The following is a 15,151-nucleotide window of genomic DNA, read 5'->3' as shown; positions in this document are numbered from 1 at the left end:
ATCTACATGTAAGGGGACTTTGGAAACTATATGTTTTCTATTATTTTTCATCGATCATAGCAAAACTCAAGTTTGCAGCACAAGCCAATTCTTCTCCTACATAGGCTTTTCCTTCTGCCTTAGCAATGCCTCTTCTAAAGGCAGTAATCGTTACTTCTAGTCTCAGCTGATCTCCTGGGACTACTTGTCTTCTAAATTTGCAGTTATCTATACTGGTAAAAACCCCTATTTTTCCTTTGTTTTCCTCTATACCACCGCAGACAATACCTGCCACCTGGGCTAAAGCCTCTACCATCAGTACCCCTGGCATAAGAGGCATCTGAGGGAAGTGTCCTTGAAAAAAAGGTTCGTTCATCGTGACATTTTTTATACCTATCGCTGACTTTCCCTCTTCTATTTCTATAATCCTGTCAACCAGTAAAAAAGGGTAGCGGTGAGGAATTCTTTTTTGAATTTCCATGATATTTAGTTCCATTCATCTCCTCCTTCCTGGAACCTTGGGGATAGTTCCTTCTCGTCATCCTGAGCGTAGCGAAGGATCTTAAAGGCTTGAAACACGAGATTCTTCACTGCCTTCTGAATGACAAAAACACGAATAAGCATACTTCAGAAATGCTCGAACCATCCCCACACTTCCTTCACAATGACATAAATTCATGTTCCTAGTATATGTCTTTTAAGCAAAAAATATTTTTTCTCTACTCAGCAGAAGTTTTTATATTTCTAGATAGTTGTTGATAGAGTTGTTTTGCAAGTCCAATACCCTGGCCTCTAGCCATCTCCTTTGAAATTTCTTCATCCTGCATGCTTTCATAAATCTCTCGTCCATAGCTTTTCTCTACAAAACCATCCTCAGTAATTGTTTTTCTCATCTGTTGCAGCATCATATTTAGGAAGATAGCTTCAAACTCCTTACATGCCTCCATCAGTTTTTCTGGGTCTTCCGTAAGATTTTTGTTTTGAATTTTTTGAGCGCTGGCAAATTGCAGCATGTGATCATTAACCTTCATAAAAGCTTCCTCCTTAAAACATTGCTCGCTTATTATCGTTTAAGATTGTTGGCCATACCCAGCATATCATCTGCTGTCTGTATTGTCTTGGAACTTATCTCGTAAGCCCTTTGGGCTGTAATCATTCGCACCATTTCATCAACGATCTGGACATTAGAGGTTTCAAGATAACCCTGTCTGATAGTACTTGTGCGGTTTTCATCCTCCATTGGGATTTCTTCACCTGATGCAACAGTAGCTTTATATAGATTTTTCCCTATAGCCTCTAGCCCTTCAGGGTTTAAGAACTTTACAAGTTTGATGGTGGCGATTTCTTCAATCTCTCCATCTTGATTTTCACCCGTGATTAGCCCTGTTTCAGAAACATTGATGTTACTGATACCTTCCATAAAGGCGATTTCATCATCAAACTCTGACAATACCGTATAACCATCGGCAGTAACCAATCGCACCTCGTCAAAATCTACACTGAGTTTAAAATTACCATCCCTTGTGTAACGAAATTCTCCTGTAGGGGTTTCTACAACAAAAAATCCTTCCCCCTCTATGGCAAAGTCAAAGGGATTTCCCGTGGATTCTAAGTTGCCGGTAGTAAAGACTCTGGAAGTTGCCATAGGCATGACACCATGTCCAACCTGCAGATTTACTGGACTTCCTACACCATCATTTAGATCACTCTTTCTTATGGTGGCATAAAGCAAATCTTTAAATTCTACCTTTTGTCTTTTATAACCTGTGGTATTCACATTTGCCAAGTTGTTGGCAATGGTATCTACACTTAGTTGCTGAGCTTTCATGCCTGAAGCCGCTGTCCATAAAGCACGCACAATCATTCCCCCTCATCTTATATCTCAAACATAGCCGTTAACTTAGTACAGTTATTATCAAAACCCTCTGGAACTGTCATCCTGAGCGTAGCGAAGGATCTTGGAGTAACGAAGAACTTTACTAACACTAAGATCCTTCGACTCCGCTTTGCGCCACTCAAGATGACAAATTATAGCTTAAGTTAACTCTAATGATATCTCAAATAATGTATATTACACTCTACCTATCTCGTTTACAGCTTTTTGCAAAATTTCATCATAGGCCTGTACTACTTTCTGATTAGATTCATAAGCTCTTAGTACCGTAATCATGTTTACCATTTCAGCTACGGGATTGATATTGGAGGCTTCTAAATAACCCTGTAAAACCCTGCCTTCAAAAGGCTCTGCCTCTATTTCTCCTCCTTCTGCAACCCTATAGAAACCTTCTCCATGTTTCCGCAGTACATTCACATTGGTGATATTGATCATATCAATAAAATCAATCACTTGATTATTTAAGACAATAGCACCATCTTCTCCTATTCTAAAGTCCTTTATATCAAAGTCCTCTTCTATCAGAATAGAACCTAACTGTCCTATGAGATGATAACCTTCCTTTGTAACGATTTCTCCATTGTTATCTAAAGTAAAGTTACCATTACGGGTATACATTTCCCCCATAGGGGTATTCACTTTAAAAAAGCCATTGCCTTCTATAGCTAAGTCCAAAGAATTTCCGGTTTCCTCCATAGTCCCCTGTGTAAAGTAGGTCTGAATCTTCTCCATCCTTAGGCCGCTATTGATGGTTCCTATGGTGTTAAAACCAGGTCTTGTCACCAAATTGGCCACGATTTGCCCATTGGCTGCTACTTGACCTTGCTGGGTCACTTCTATGTCATTTCCTTCTATCAAAATCCTATTGCCATTGGCATCTAGTATATAATTCCCTTCTCTGGTGTCGATCCTCCCATGCAGATCTCTAGTAAAGGTTTTTAAATAACCTTCTTCGTCTACTGCAAAGCTAGTAAAGGAACTATGACTGGTTCCTAGTGGTCCCTCCGCCATAAAATAGCCTGATTCTGTGGATAGCCGAAAACCTTCTCCATCCCTTTCTACCTCTACCTGCAATGTTCCAATATAAGGTTCTGCGGGTAGACTTCCATTGATTTTTTTTACCAACACTTCTGGAAAAGATTCGGAGATGAGAACATCCTTTTTAAATCCAGTAGTATTGACATTGGCCATATTATTAGAAGATACATCTAATTTTTTCTGTGTTGTTTGCATGGCTGACACAGCTGTATAAAGTCCTCTTAGCATATTCCTTCACTCCACTTTTAAAGTTACGTTGACTATGTATATTTTTCTTAGTATATCACAGCGTCTTAGACAAATATCTATATCCGCTATGCCACAGGGACAGAGAACCGTCTCCATGACTCCGAAATTTTTCGTTCTTCATTTATATATCGGCTTATTCTACTAGAATCTTTAGTACTTATCTTCTGGATTTTCTCATTCTCATATCGCCTTCTAAGATTTGCAATGAATCCAAGGCTTGTCCTGTCCCTTTTGCTACGCAGGAAATAGCCTCCTCTGCAACTCTTACAGCAATACCTGTTCGGTTGGAAATCAACTGATCAAATCCCCACAAGAGAGCACCGCCACCGGTCATAACAATACCTTGGTCAGCGATATCAGACGCCAATTCTGGAGGAGTTTTTTCTAAAACAGAATGTACAGTATCAGCAATAGCCATAACACTTTCTTCTAAGGCTTCCGCCATTTCATGACTACCCACTTCTATATTTACCGGAAGACCTGAAACAAGATTTCTTCCTCGTACATTCATCTTGATCTCTTCATCCCTTTTTTGAGCACCGCCGATATGGATTTTCATTTCTTCAGCGGTTCTCTCACCAATCATAATATTATGTTTTTTTCGCATATAGCGTATAATTGCTTCATCAAACTTATCACCAGCTACTTTGATGGAGTTGCTTACAACAATTCCTCCAAGAGAAATTACAGCAACATCAGTAGTACCCCCTCCAATATCCACGATCATGTGACCATTGGCTTGGGCAATGTCTAGCCCTGCTCCTATGGCAGCTGCAATAGGCTCCTCGATAAGATAGGTTGCCCTAGCACCAGCTTCATTTGTAGCATCAATAACTGCTCTTTTTTCTACTTCTGTAACACCACTAGGAACACATACGATAATTTTAGGCTTAAATACCCATTTTTTTCCTACTGTTTTGTTAATAAAGTATTTCAACATTTTTTCTGTAACATTATAGTCAGAAATCACACCATCTTTTAGGGGCCTTATGGCTACGATGTTTCCAGGTGTTCTCCCTAACATTTTACGAGCATCCTGCCCTACTGCCAGTATGCTGTTTGTATTTTTATCAATAGCTACCACCGATGGTTCTTGTAAAACAATACCTTTTCCCTTTACAAAAACAAGCACACTGGCAGTTCCTAAATCGATACCTATATCTGAACTGAATCCGAACATTTTTCCCCCCACCTTCAATTTTGTCTTTACTGAACACTTAAATTAATATGTTCAACATTATTAGTTCTATATGGATTAGGTAAAATCCTTTTTTTATTTTAATTTTTTCCCAACAAAAAATCTCCTGTTATAACAGGAGATTTTAACCTTTGGCTTCAGCAACTCTATCGCCCTTATATTTTATCTTCGTGGCCCTACCGCCTCTGATATGTCTTTCGGCTTTATTTACTTCAAGTATATTTTTTACTTGATTTGCCACTAGAGGGTTTATCTTCGGAAGTCTTTCTGTAACATCTTTATGGACAGTACTTTTACTAACTCCAAATACACGAGCGGTTTGTCTAACGGTAGATTCTTCTTCGATGATATAACGAGCAATTTCGATCACTCGTTTTTCTATATAGTCCTTCAACTTTGTGACCCCCCTCTGTTTTGCGTCTTATTTTATAATATGAGGGAAGGTGAAAGTTTAGAATTGTTATTTTATCAATATTTAAGAGAATAAACTTTTTTACTGTCTATGTGAGGATAGTGTATTTTAAGCTATACAACAAAATGAAGACTTATAAAATAACATGGGGAGCAAATGATTTGCTCCCCATGTTATGATCCTTAATTGAGTTTTGGTAAATAGCTTTGAGGGTCTACAGCCCTTCCATCTTCTAATACTTGGAAATGAAGCAAAGGTCCTTCTACTGTTTTCATAGCAGCTGTCCTGCCTACGCCACTAATGACTTGGCCCTTTGCAACAGTTTGCCCTACCTTTACCATAGCATCAGTGGATAAGTTGCTGTATCTAGTAAGTAAATCTTCATCGTGTAGCAATGTAATAGTAATTCCCATAATCGTATCATTGAGAACTTCTACGACCTCCCCGTCTAATACGGCTCTTACAGGGGCTCCCTCTTCTGCATGGATATCTATACCATCATGGGTACTCCAATGCTCCAACGTTTCATGATATACTAAGTGATCCATTGCGTAGGTTAAACCTACTTTTCCTGTTACTGGTTGAATCATCACCTCTTGAGTAGCTGCTGCAGGTTCTGGTTTTGTTTCTTCTGGCTTAGGTTCCTGCGGCTTTACCTCCTGCGGTGCTGCTTCCTGTGGTTTTGCCTCCTCCGCTCTTGCTTCTTCTTGCGGCATATTTCGAGGACTTTCTTTTAACTCTATTTCCTCATTAGGTTTTTGCTGTATCGCTGTTTCTTGAATATCTTCATCAGCTTCTGCATCTTCTTCTACCAAGGTTACTTCTACCCTACTTAACTCTTCTTCTACATTTTCTGGTGTCTTCTCTGCAAGAAATTCATTTTCTTGCCTAGATACCCAAACCGCAGTTACTAAGACCACTGAAACGCATAGTAACAAAATAAGGTAAAACCCTTGTTTGTCTAAAAACCTATCAAGGGATTTTTTTGGTTTTTTTCCATCGTTATTATTATTATTTTGAAAAGACATACAATTCCACCTCCACCTGTAATTATCGCCTGTTTGCAACAATTTATACATAAAGTTGGAGGTGGAATTGTAATTTTTTTGTGCTATACTGCTATGCCACGGGTGCTACGCCACGTACGCCACGGGGACGGTTCCATCGCTTTCCCTTTGGTCCTTTGCTGCGCTTCGGAAGCGCTCGAACCGTCCCCATGGCTCCGCTCACCACGATAACCGAAAGGGTCACCCTGAGCGTAGCGAATGGGTCTTAAAGTTTTAGCGTACAGGACTTTTCACTCCACTACTGATAACTGGTAAGTTTACTTAGAGTGACCCCTTGATAATAGTGTTTTAAGATTTCCTTATAGGTTTTGCCTTCCTCCGCCATACCATTTGCTCCCCACTGGCTCATGCCTACCCCGTGTCCATAGCCTCTTGTGGTGAAGGTAATATGATTTCTACTAACGTCTACAGAGAAGTCTGCTGATCTTAGTTCAAACAGTTGACGTATTTCAGAACCTGTAAAGGTTTTGTTGCCGATTTGGATGTTTTTTATGCTGCCTCCTTGATTTCTTTCCAGTATTCTTATCTCGGAAGCAATGTTGTTTCTATTGATCTGAATATCTCTGTTTTTGCTCCTCATACTGTTGATAAAGGCTTCTATGGAAACCTCTTTTTGATCCACCAGTACAGGAGATCTTTCCTCATAGGGACTGGAAACACTTCTCAAATAAGGCAGCGCTGAGGCAAATACATCCTCTGAATTTTCTGTTTTTCCTCCGCTGGTGGAGTGATACAGCGGTTCAATGGGTTGCATGTTATAGGTCATGATTACGCCTGCGGTAGAGAGAACCGACTCTTCTATCTTAGGGAGATATTCCTCTACCCACCTTTTACCGTGGCGGTTTGTTAGTTCCTCAAGAGACAACCATTCTTGACAGTGGGCATGACTGGTACAAACACTAGCCCCTGGATGAGAGGGATGTCCTTCTTCTCCGTAGATGTTTTGACGCCATATGGCGTAGGTTCTAGCAGCTACTGCCTGTGCCTTTAATGCCTCTAGCTCAAAACTACCGGGCATTTCTGCTGCCACTACCTGCGTGATATATTCTTCTAAATATAGTTCCATAATTTTTTTTGTTTCATGATTGTAAACATGAATTTTCATATCAGATTCCCGTATCTCTTCTACGACAGTACTTTTCCTTAAGGGTACCTCCATATCACAGCTATTTAAAATAAATATCGGTAGCAGGAGGGTAGTGACTAAAAACAGTATACAGGCAAAAAAAATACCCTTCATTTGGCATATCCCCTTATTGTCAATTTTATCATCCTTAGGATGATCTTTATCATAAATAAGGTATATGCCATCAATGAAGGTTTTAGAACTACTTTACTTCCTCTTCTACTCTATAAACATTGGCTCCTAGGCCTCTGAATTTCTTTTCCACATCTACATAACCCCTTTGGATATGTTCGATGTTGCCAATTTCTGTTTTGCCTTCAGATACTAAGCCCGCCAAGATCAAGGCTGCTCCAGCTCTAAGGTCTGTGGCCTTCACTGGTGCCCCTGTCAGAACTTTTTGTCCTTCTATAATAGCACTGCGGCCTTCTATCTTTATATCAGCACCCATTCTTTTCATTTCACTGACATGCATAAATCGATTTTCAAACACTGTTTCAATGATAACACTGGTACCCTCAGCAACGCTCAACAAGGCCATAAACTGTGCCTGCATATCTGTAGGAAACCCTGGATAAGGTAGTGTCTTAATATCTACTGGTTTTAATCGTTTAGGACCGATGACCCTTAAACCATTACCTTCTTCGTAAATCTCTACGTCACTTTCTCTTAGCTTTGCGATGATAGGTTTTAAATGATCTGCTTCCGCATTGTCAATAAGGACGTTTCCTCCCGTCATAGCTGCCGCCACCATATAGGTTCCAGCTTCTATTCTATCAGGAATCACAGTGTGGGTAGTACCAGTTAGCTTTTCTACCCCCATGATCTTTATGGTATCTGTACCAGCACCCTTGATCTTGGCTCCCATCTTATTTAAAAAGTTTGCAAGATCTGTTATTTCTGGTTCTTCTGCAGCATTTTCAATAATGGTTTGTCCCTCTGCTAGAACTGCCGCCATCATGATGTTTTCTGTTGCTCCTACACTAGGAAAATCTAAATAAATTTTATTTCCTATCAGTTTATCTGCCTTTGCTTCCACAAAGCCGTGACCTAGTGTAATGGTAGCACCTAAGGCTTTAAATCCCTTTAGGTGCAAGTCGATAGGTCTAGTGCCTATGGCACATCCTCCTGGCATAGAGATTCTGGCCTTCCCCATGCGGGCCAAAAGTGGTCCCATCACTAGGAAAGAAGCTCTCATTTTTCTGATCAACTCGTAGGGTGCTTCGAAATCATCAATTTTATGTGCTCTTATTTCGATTTGTTCTCTATTTAATCTTTTTATATCGGCTCCTAAAGTAGCTAACACCTCGCAGATAACATCTACATCTCTTAAAGGAGGTACATCTTCTAATAAACACTTTTCTGTTGCCAACAGAGATGCTGCTAAAATAGGCAGTACAGAATTTTTCGCTCCGCTGATTCGGACCGTACCTTTTAATGGTTGACTTTTTTCAACGACTATTTTTGCCAATATTTACTCCTCACTTTCCATAGCTGCCAAAATACAATTTGGTTAATAGGTCAGGGTAATCAAAGGATTAGCAACATATAAATAAGTTTTCCCCTCGTGATCGTTATATCGCATTGCTAAATGAAGGTTTACCACTTTATCGCCATACTGTATTGTTTGCGGGATGAGGGGTGTATAGATGGTAGTACTTATATAAGACTCTTCCACAACTTCTTCGACTTTTCTACCCTTTACGGAATGGATCATGGCATCTATTTTGCTTTTTCCTTCTATTTTCGACAACTTTTTATCATAGGTTCCCACAAAATTCATGGTAGTTTCAACTGTTTCTCCATATTTTCGTAGTATTACTTGACTTTGATTACTTTTCTCCACTATATCTTTATACCTTTTATTTTGTATGATGTCAATAATAATATACGAGGATTTTTCTTCAAAGACCTTTGTGGAATAAATTTTAAAGGTAATAAAATCTCCATCTTGATTTTTAGCACTTCCAATCACTTGATTCGTATCATCATCTAGCAGTTGATGAATAAATAGGCTGTCGCTTTCTGCAAACTGATCATTCATAAATAGTAAATTTTCCTCATATAAAACTTCCTCTGTTTTTTCCTGAAGCCCTAGTTCCTCTTTCAAATCCTTCTTGATCTTCATGACCTCTTCTTCATTCCAAAATGTATCTAACACTTCTAGCGTTGTAGTGACATTTGCTTCTAGTATATCTGCTTCACTGTTCTTAATAAATGTTATGATAGTTTCATTAGAAGGTGCATGATTTTTTTCCACCCCAGTAAAGGCAGAAGCTATGTAAAAAAAGCTTAGAAAAAATATAAGTATCATTGCGGTTTTATAAAATTTTTTCATGGTTTCCTTCCTTTCTATATTAAACTTTCGTAAATTTTCATAAAAAAAGAGAAGAGACCTAAGTGTTTAAGTATGATGTTAAAGGGGGACGAAAAACATCTGTACTCTAACTTACTCTCTTCCCTTTGTAGTTTAATTATTGACAGAAAAAAAAGGGGATATACAGTTTTTTATATTTTTTCTTTGACGCTCTTACATAAGTGGTCCGCCATCTTCTTGCCATCCACAGGCACCACAATATAAGCCGATTACTTTATCCACAAAAGAGAGCTTTTTAAACTCCTTCGCTGCCTCTGGAGACAAGTGCTGTAACTCTTCATAACATTTGCTGCATAATTCTTTATGTTTAACATGATGAAATTTTTCTGGTAGTTCTTTGATTACTGGTGTAACATCTTCTCGATCTACAGCACTACGACTTGCCAATACTACCCCCATCGCCTCTTGGGCTTCTGTAGCCACAGACTTGTATTCTTTATTCATTTCCTTGGCTAACTTCATGTACTTACCAGCGGTTTCCATAGGGATATTGTTGTTGACAATCAGCATTTCTGCCGCAGAATCCTTCAACCCTTCTTTTACTACATTGATAGCTTCTATCTTTTTTGCTTCCTCTATGGTTAAGCCTAAAACAACTCTTTCTCTAAATTCTCCTAGCCATTTTCTTTTTTCCTTTGCCTTGATTTCTGGCACACCGTTTAAGGCATACTCTATAGTTCTTTCTAAGTCGGTTTTTTCTGACATGCTTTTCACCACCTGTTTTTATTTATTTGTACACCGCTACGCCATGGCTCCGCTCAAAATTCACCTTATTCGGTTTTTTGTCATTCTGAACGTAGTGAAGAATCTTATATCTTAGACATTTAAGACCCATTCGCTACGCTCAGGGTGACAATTCTAACGCAGTCTGGATACGCCACGGGGACGGTTCCTGTGGTTCTGCTTCTTTTACTGTTATTACTTTTAATTTTCCATGATTTACGATTGATTATACGCCTTGCTTTAATTGGATTTGTAAAGTCGCATAAAATAGTATATAATAAAATTTATGAAATTATGTAGACTCTGGTTGAATGGAGGTTTGTTTACCATGAAAATCATGACAAAAGCAGATCTTGTATTGATCATTATGGTTTTTATATTAAGTATTGCATCTATTTTTGCCATACCAAGACTTTTAACTTCTGGAGAAAATGGTAAAACGATTGTTGTATATCTAGATGGGGAAGTAATCCATCGTTTTCCATTAGAAGAGCATGAAGAGTCTGAATTTATCGAGTTTCCTTTTACCATAAACGATGTAGAATATACTGGCAGGTTAGAAACAAAGGATGGGTATGTGAGACTTCACAGGCTACCAGATGAAATTTCTCCCTTGTCTATTCATGCAGATATGGGTTGGATTCGAGAGCCCTATCAAATGATTGTTAGTCTTCCCATCAAAATGTATATTGCTATTGAAGAAGAAGTGGAAGAAGAATCACCTTTTGATATTATTGTCCATTAAAAAAACAAAGCAGGATTTACCCTGCTTTGTTTTTATCTATGTTTAGAACTTTGTACTATTTCTAGTCTATTGATGGCCTTTCTTAAAGCAATCTCTGCTCTTATAAGGTCGATATTTTCACGATTGCCACCCAATCGTTTTTCAGCTCTTTGCTTTGCTTCTTCTGCTCTTTTTATGTCAATTTCTTCTGGCCATTCTGCTGAATCAACAATGATCGTCGTTTTTCCTTGTTCGATCTTTACAAATCCACCAGCAATAGCAGCCTCTTTGACATTGCCGTCTGTCTTTATTTTCATCTTCCCGATTTTTATAGGCGCCACCGTAGAAATATGATCATTCATAATTCCGAGGTCCCCTTCAGAGGTTCTTACCACTGCCATTTCTACTTCATCGTCGTAGAATATTCTATCGGGGGTTACAATATCTAGATGAAACTTGGAAGCCATTTTATCACCTACTTCCCTTATTCACTTCTTTTTGCTTTCTCGATTGCTTCCTCTATAGCTCCTACAAATAGGAAAGCTGATTCTGGTAAAGCATCATGCTTGCCTTCTATAATCTCTTTAAATCCTCTAATGGTTTCTTTTATTGGAACATATTTTCCAGCCATTCCTGTAAACTGTTCTGCTACATGGAAAGGTTGTGATAAGAAACGTTGGATCTTTCTAGCACGAGAAACTGTAAGTTTATCTTCATCAGAAAGTTCGTCCATACCAAGAATCGCAATAATATCTTGAAGTTCCTTATATCTTTGTAGTACTGCCTGCACCCCACGGGCAACTTCATAATGTTCTTGTCCTACAACAGCAGGGTCAAGAATTCTTGAGTTGGAGTCCAATGGATCCACCGCTGGATAGATACCTAACTCAGCAATTTGTCGAGAAAGTACTGTTGTTGCATCTAAGTGGGCAAAGGTTGTAGCTGGAGCGGGGTCTGTCAAGTCATCGGCAGGTACATATACCGCCTGTACTGATGTAATAGATCCCTTCTTAGTAGAAGTAATACGCTCCTGTAATGCCCCCATCTCCGTTGCTAGTGTAGGCTGATAACCAACGGCACTTGGCATACGGCCTAGTAACGCAGAAACCTCACTACCAGCTTGTGTAAATCGGAAGATGTTGTCTATAAATAAAAGTACGTCTTGGCCTTCTTGATCTCTGAAGTATTCCGCCATGGTAAGTCCTGTAAGTCCAACCCTCATTCTAGCTCCTGGCGGCTCATTCATCTGACCGTATACAAGTGTAGTTTTATCAATAACGCCTGATTCAATCATTTCATGATAAAGGTCGTTACCTTCTCTTGTTCTCTCACCAACCCCTGCAAATACAGAAAGTCCACCGTGTTCTTTTGCGATGTTGTTGATTAACTCCATAATCAATACTGTTTTACCAACCCCAGCACCACCAAAAAGACCGATTTTTCCACCCTTTGCATAGGGAGCGATCAAGTCAACAACTTTGATTCCTGTCTCTAGAATCTCTGTTGATGCTTCTTGCTCTTCAAAACTAGGCGCTGCACGGTGAATCGGAGAATGGAAATCAGATTTTACACCTTCTTTTTCATCCACCACTTCTCCTAGCACGTTAAATATTCTACCTAATGTTGCCTTTCCTACCGGTACAGTAATTGGAGCTCCTGTATCTTTGGCATCCATACCTCTTACCAATCCTTCGGTAGAGCTCATGGCAACGCATCTTACAGTATCATCCCCAATATGCTGTGCTACTTCTACTGTAACCTTGTGGTCTTTACCCTCTATTACAATAGCGTTTAATAGGGCCGGTAGGTTGTCACTGCTGAACTTTATATCTACAACTGGTCCAATGATTTGTACCAGTTTACCTACATTTGCTTCAGGCATTCTGTTACCTCCCTGTCATAAGAAATTAAAAACTATATTCTCTTGTAAAATCCCGTATTTTTCTTTTATTTTATTGCTTCTGCTCCCCCAACAATCTCTGAAATTTCTTGTGTGATGGAGGCCTGTCTTGCACGATTGTATTGTAACTGTAAATCTCCAATCATCTCTGTAGCATTGTCAGTAGCACTTTCCATAGCAACCCTTCTAGCTCCCTGCTCACTGGTAGCAGACTCTACTAAGGCGCCATAGATCATACTTTCGATATATTTAGGAATTAAGTAGCTTAGTACCGCCTCTGGAGATGGTTCATAGGCCATAAACTCCTCATCCTCTTTAGGCTTGGCATCCTTCGCCTGTATCTCTTCCGCTGATAATTCTATAGGCAATAACTTTGCAACCTTTGGTTTTTGGTTAATGGTACTTAAAAATTCCGTATATACTAAATAAACTTCATCTACTAATTCTTGTTTGTATAACTCAGTTGCTAGGTTGCCTATACTTTGCGCATCTGTAAAAGTAGGATTTTCTGAAATATGGGTGAACTCTCCATCCAAGTCATATCCTCTTTTTCTAAAGAAGTCTCTACCCTTCTGTCCGATGACAATCACTGATTTATTTTCTTTTGTCTCCATATGATTTACAGTAGCCTTCATTACATTGGTATTGTATCCACCACACAGACCCCTATCAGCCGTTATGACAATATAAGCTGTCTTTTTCACTTCTCTTTGTTTTAGAAAGTCGTGTCTTATTCCTCTGGTGGAGGAGATTATTTCTTCAACCGTTCTTCCTATGGTGTTAAAATAGGGTTTGGTTTTTTCCAAGCTTTCTCTAGCTTTTCTTAACTTTGCTGAAGAAACTAACTCCATTGCCTTTGTAATTTGCTTTGTACTATTAACACTCTTAATACGTCTTTTTATATCCCGCATTCCTAGTCCAGCCAATGTATCACCTCCCGACTATTGGGCCTTAAACTTCTTCTTGAACTCCTCTAGCGCTGCCTTTAGCTTCTCTTCTGTAGGACCCTCTAACTTACCAGTTTCTACAATGGTTTTACCGATTTCCGCATACTGACCATTGACAAACTCTAGGAATTGTTTTTCAAATTCGCCTACTTGTTCTACCTCGATATCAGCAAGGTATTTGTTGGTTACAGCATAAATCATCATAACTTGGTTTTCTACTGGCACTGGGCGGTACTGTGGTTGTTTTAATACTTCAACAATCCTTTCCCCTTGTGCTAATCTTGCTTGAGTTTCTTTATCTAGTTCAGAACCAAACTGTGCAAAAGCCGCCAACTCTCTATATTGTGCCAATTCAAGACGAAGCTTTCCTGCAACCTGCTTCATGGCTTTGATTTGTGCGTTACCACCAACCCTTGATACAGAGATACCAGCATTTACCGCAGGACGAACACCAGAGTAGAATAATTCTGACTCTAGGAAGATCTGTCCATCTGTAATTGAGATAACGTTGGTTGGAATATAAGCAGAAACGTCTCCTGCTTGTGTTTCAATCAGCGGAAGGGCTGTCAATGAACCAGCGCCTCTTTCATCGCTTAGCTTTGCCGCTCTTTCCAATAATCTACTATGAAGGTAGAATACATCTCCAGGATAAGCCTCACGACCTGGAGGACGTCTTAATAACAGAGACATGGCACGATAAGCCACCGCATGCTTTGATAAATCATCATAGATAATCAATACATGTTTGCCATTTTCCATAAATTCTTCTCCCATTGCACATCCAGCATAAGGAGCAAGGTATTGTAATGGTGCCAACTCACTGGCAGTAGCTGATACGATAATGGTATAATCCATCGCACCATTTTTTTCTAAAGTACTTTGAATTTGTGCTACGGTAGATTTTTTCTGACCAATAGCTACATAAATACAGATTACATCCGTATTTTTTTGATTAATAATCGTATCAATAGCAATAGCAGTCTTTCCTGTCTGTCTATCGCCGATAATTAACTCCCTTTGTCCTCTACCGATAGGAATCATAGAGTCAATCGCCTTGATTCCTGTTTGTAGTGGTTCGTGTACAGATTTTCTAGCAATAATACCAGGAGCTACTCTCTCAACGTCTCTATACTTATCGGTGTTGATAGGACCTTTTCCATCTATTGGCTGACCTAAAGCGTTTACAACACGACCTAGAAGGGCATCTCCTACAGGTACCTCTACAATTCTTTCGGTACGCTTTACCATGTCACCCTCTTTGATATTATCATCTGAACCTAAAAGAACGCATCCTACGTTGTCTTCCTCTAGGTTAAGTGTCATTCCGTAAACTTCACCAGGAAACTGTAAAAGTTCTCCAGCCATACATTTTTCTAGACCATGAATCCTTGCTATCCCATCACCAACCTGAATAACAGTTCCAACGTCCTTCATCTCAAGTTTGTTTTCGTATCTTTTAATTTGCTCTTTAATTACCGAGCTTATCTCTTCAGGTCTGAGATTCATCTGACTATCACCCC

The 15,151-nt window shown here is 39.3% G+C and carries 17 protein-coding genes; 1 reads left to right on the top strand and 16 read right to left on the bottom strand.

Annotation, left to right across the window (positions count from 1 at the left end):
* Positions 1–40: 40 nt before the first annotated feature.
* The 12 genes from fabZ to CACET_RS01100 form a co-directional block, all read right to left on the bottom strand.
* On the bottom strand, positions 41–475 hold the full coding sequence (gene fabZ, locus CACET_RS01150; protein WP_144414695.1) for a 3-hydroxyacyl-ACP dehydratase FabZ: 435 nt from the start codon (positions 473–475) through the stop codon (positions 41–43).
* The gene (locus CACET_RS20315; protein WP_158385935.1) at positions 466–603 is read right to left on the bottom strand and encodes a hypothetical protein; all 138 of its coding nucleotides are present in this window, start codon (positions 601–603) and stop codon (positions 466–468) included. Before CACET_RS20315 ends, fabZ begins: the two co-directional genes overlap by 10 nt.
* 95 nt (positions 604–698) lie before the next feature.
* Positions 699–1,010: a rod-binding protein gene (locus CACET_RS01145; RefSeq protein ID WP_044826080.1), complete on the bottom strand. Its 312-nt coding sequence runs from the start codon at positions 1,008–1,010 to the stop codon at positions 699–701.
* Positions 1,011–1,042: 32 nt separating this feature from the next.
* The gene (flgG, locus tag CACET_RS01140) at positions 1,043–1,843 is read right to left on the bottom strand and encodes a flagellar basal-body rod protein FlgG (RefSeq protein ID WP_479722649.1); all 801 of its coding nucleotides are present in this window, start codon (positions 1,841–1,843) and stop codon (positions 1,043–1,045) included.
* Positions 1,844–2,050: 207 nt separating this feature from the next.
* Positions 2,051–3,139 (bottom strand): flagellar hook-basal body protein, encoded by a 1,089-nt coding sequence (locus CACET_RS01135; protein ID WP_044826079.1) that lies wholly within the window; start codon positions 3,137–3,139, stop codon positions 2,051–2,053.
* Positions 3,140–3,317: 178 nt separating this feature from the next.
* On the bottom strand, positions 3,318–4,340 hold the full coding sequence (gene mreB, locus CACET_RS01130; protein WP_044826078.1) for a rod shape-determining protein: 1,023 nt from the start codon (positions 4,338–4,340) through the stop codon (positions 3,318–3,320).
* Between the two features lie 142 nt (positions 4,341–4,482).
* The gene (spoIIID, locus tag CACET_RS01125; RefSeq protein ID WP_044826077.1) at positions 4,483–4,752 is read right to left on the bottom strand and encodes a sporulation transcriptional regulator SpoIIID; all 270 of its coding nucleotides are present in this window, start codon (positions 4,750–4,752) and stop codon (positions 4,483–4,485) included.
* A gap of 200 nt (positions 4,753–4,952) precedes the next feature.
* Positions 4,953–5,798, bottom strand: coding sequence for a M23 family metallopeptidase (locus CACET_RS19305; protein ID WP_052661537.1), 846 nt, complete (start codon positions 5,796–5,798; stop codon positions 4,953–4,955).
* A 277-nt stretch (positions 5,799–6,075) separates the two neighbouring features.
* The gene (spoIID, locus tag CACET_RS01115; protein WP_044826076.1) at positions 6,076–7,077 is read right to left on the bottom strand and encodes a stage II sporulation protein D; all 1,002 of its coding nucleotides are present in this window, start codon (positions 7,075–7,077) and stop codon (positions 6,076–6,078) included.
* 88 nt (positions 7,078–7,165) lie between these two features.
* Positions 7,166–8,431, bottom strand: coding sequence for a UDP-N-acetylglucosamine 1-carboxyvinyltransferase (gene murA, locus CACET_RS01110; protein WP_044826075.1), 1,266 nt, complete (start codon positions 8,429–8,431; stop codon positions 7,166–7,168).
* A 42-nt stretch (positions 8,432–8,473) separates the two neighbouring features.
* Positions 8,474–9,298, bottom strand: coding sequence for a YwmB family TATA-box binding protein (locus CACET_RS01105; protein WP_044826074.1), 825 nt, complete (start codon positions 9,296–9,298; stop codon positions 8,474–8,476).
* Positions 9,299–9,490: 192 nt separating this feature from the next.
* Positions 9,491–10,042: a YueI family protein gene (locus CACET_RS01100; RefSeq protein WP_044826073.1), complete on the bottom strand. Its 552-nt coding sequence runs from the start codon at positions 10,040–10,042 to the stop codon at positions 9,491–9,493.
* Positions 10,043–10,388: 346 nt separating this feature from the next.
* Here CACET_RS01100 and CACET_RS01095 point away from each other — a divergent pair, with 346 nt between their 5' ends.
* Positions 10,389–10,805, top strand: a complete 417-nt coding sequence (locus CACET_RS01095; protein WP_082058291.1) for a NusG domain II-containing protein — start codon at positions 10,389–10,391, stop codon at positions 10,803–10,805.
* Positions 10,806–10,837: 32 nt separating this feature from the next.
* Here CACET_RS01095 and CACET_RS01090 read toward each other — a convergent pair whose 3' ends face one another.
* The 4 genes from CACET_RS01090 to atpA form a co-directional block, all read right to left on the bottom strand.
* The gene (locus CACET_RS01090) at positions 10,838–11,251 is read right to left on the bottom strand and encodes a F0F1 ATP synthase subunit epsilon (RefSeq protein ID WP_044826071.1); all 414 of its coding nucleotides are present in this window, start codon (positions 11,249–11,251) and stop codon (positions 10,838–10,840) included.
* 17 nt (positions 11,252–11,268) lie between these two features.
* On the bottom strand, positions 11,269–12,666 hold the full coding sequence (atpD, locus tag CACET_RS01085; RefSeq protein ID WP_044826070.1) for a F0F1 ATP synthase subunit beta: 1,398 nt from the start codon (positions 12,664–12,666) through the stop codon (positions 11,269–11,271).
* Positions 12,667–12,731: 65 nt separating this feature from the next.
* A complete protein-coding gene (atpG, locus tag CACET_RS01080) occupies positions 12,732–13,610 on the bottom strand; it encodes an ATP synthase F1 subunit gamma (RefSeq protein WP_044826069.1) in 879 nt (292 codons plus the stop codon).
* 15 nt (positions 13,611–13,625) lie between these two features.
* Complete coding sequence (gene atpA, locus CACET_RS01075; RefSeq protein WP_044826068.1) at positions 13,626–15,137, bottom strand: F0F1 ATP synthase subunit alpha; 1,512 nt, start codon at positions 15,135–15,137, stop codon at positions 13,626–13,628.
* Between the last annotated feature and the right edge of the window lie 14 nt (positions 15,138–15,151).

It is taken from the genome of Clostridium aceticum, assembly GCF_001042715.1.
GTDB lineage: Bacteria > Bacillota > Clostridia > Peptostreptococcales > Natronincolaceae > Andreesenella > Andreesenella acetica.
Note: the sequence above shows the minus strand (reverse complement) of the source record. Positions and strands in the feature narration are given on the sequence as shown.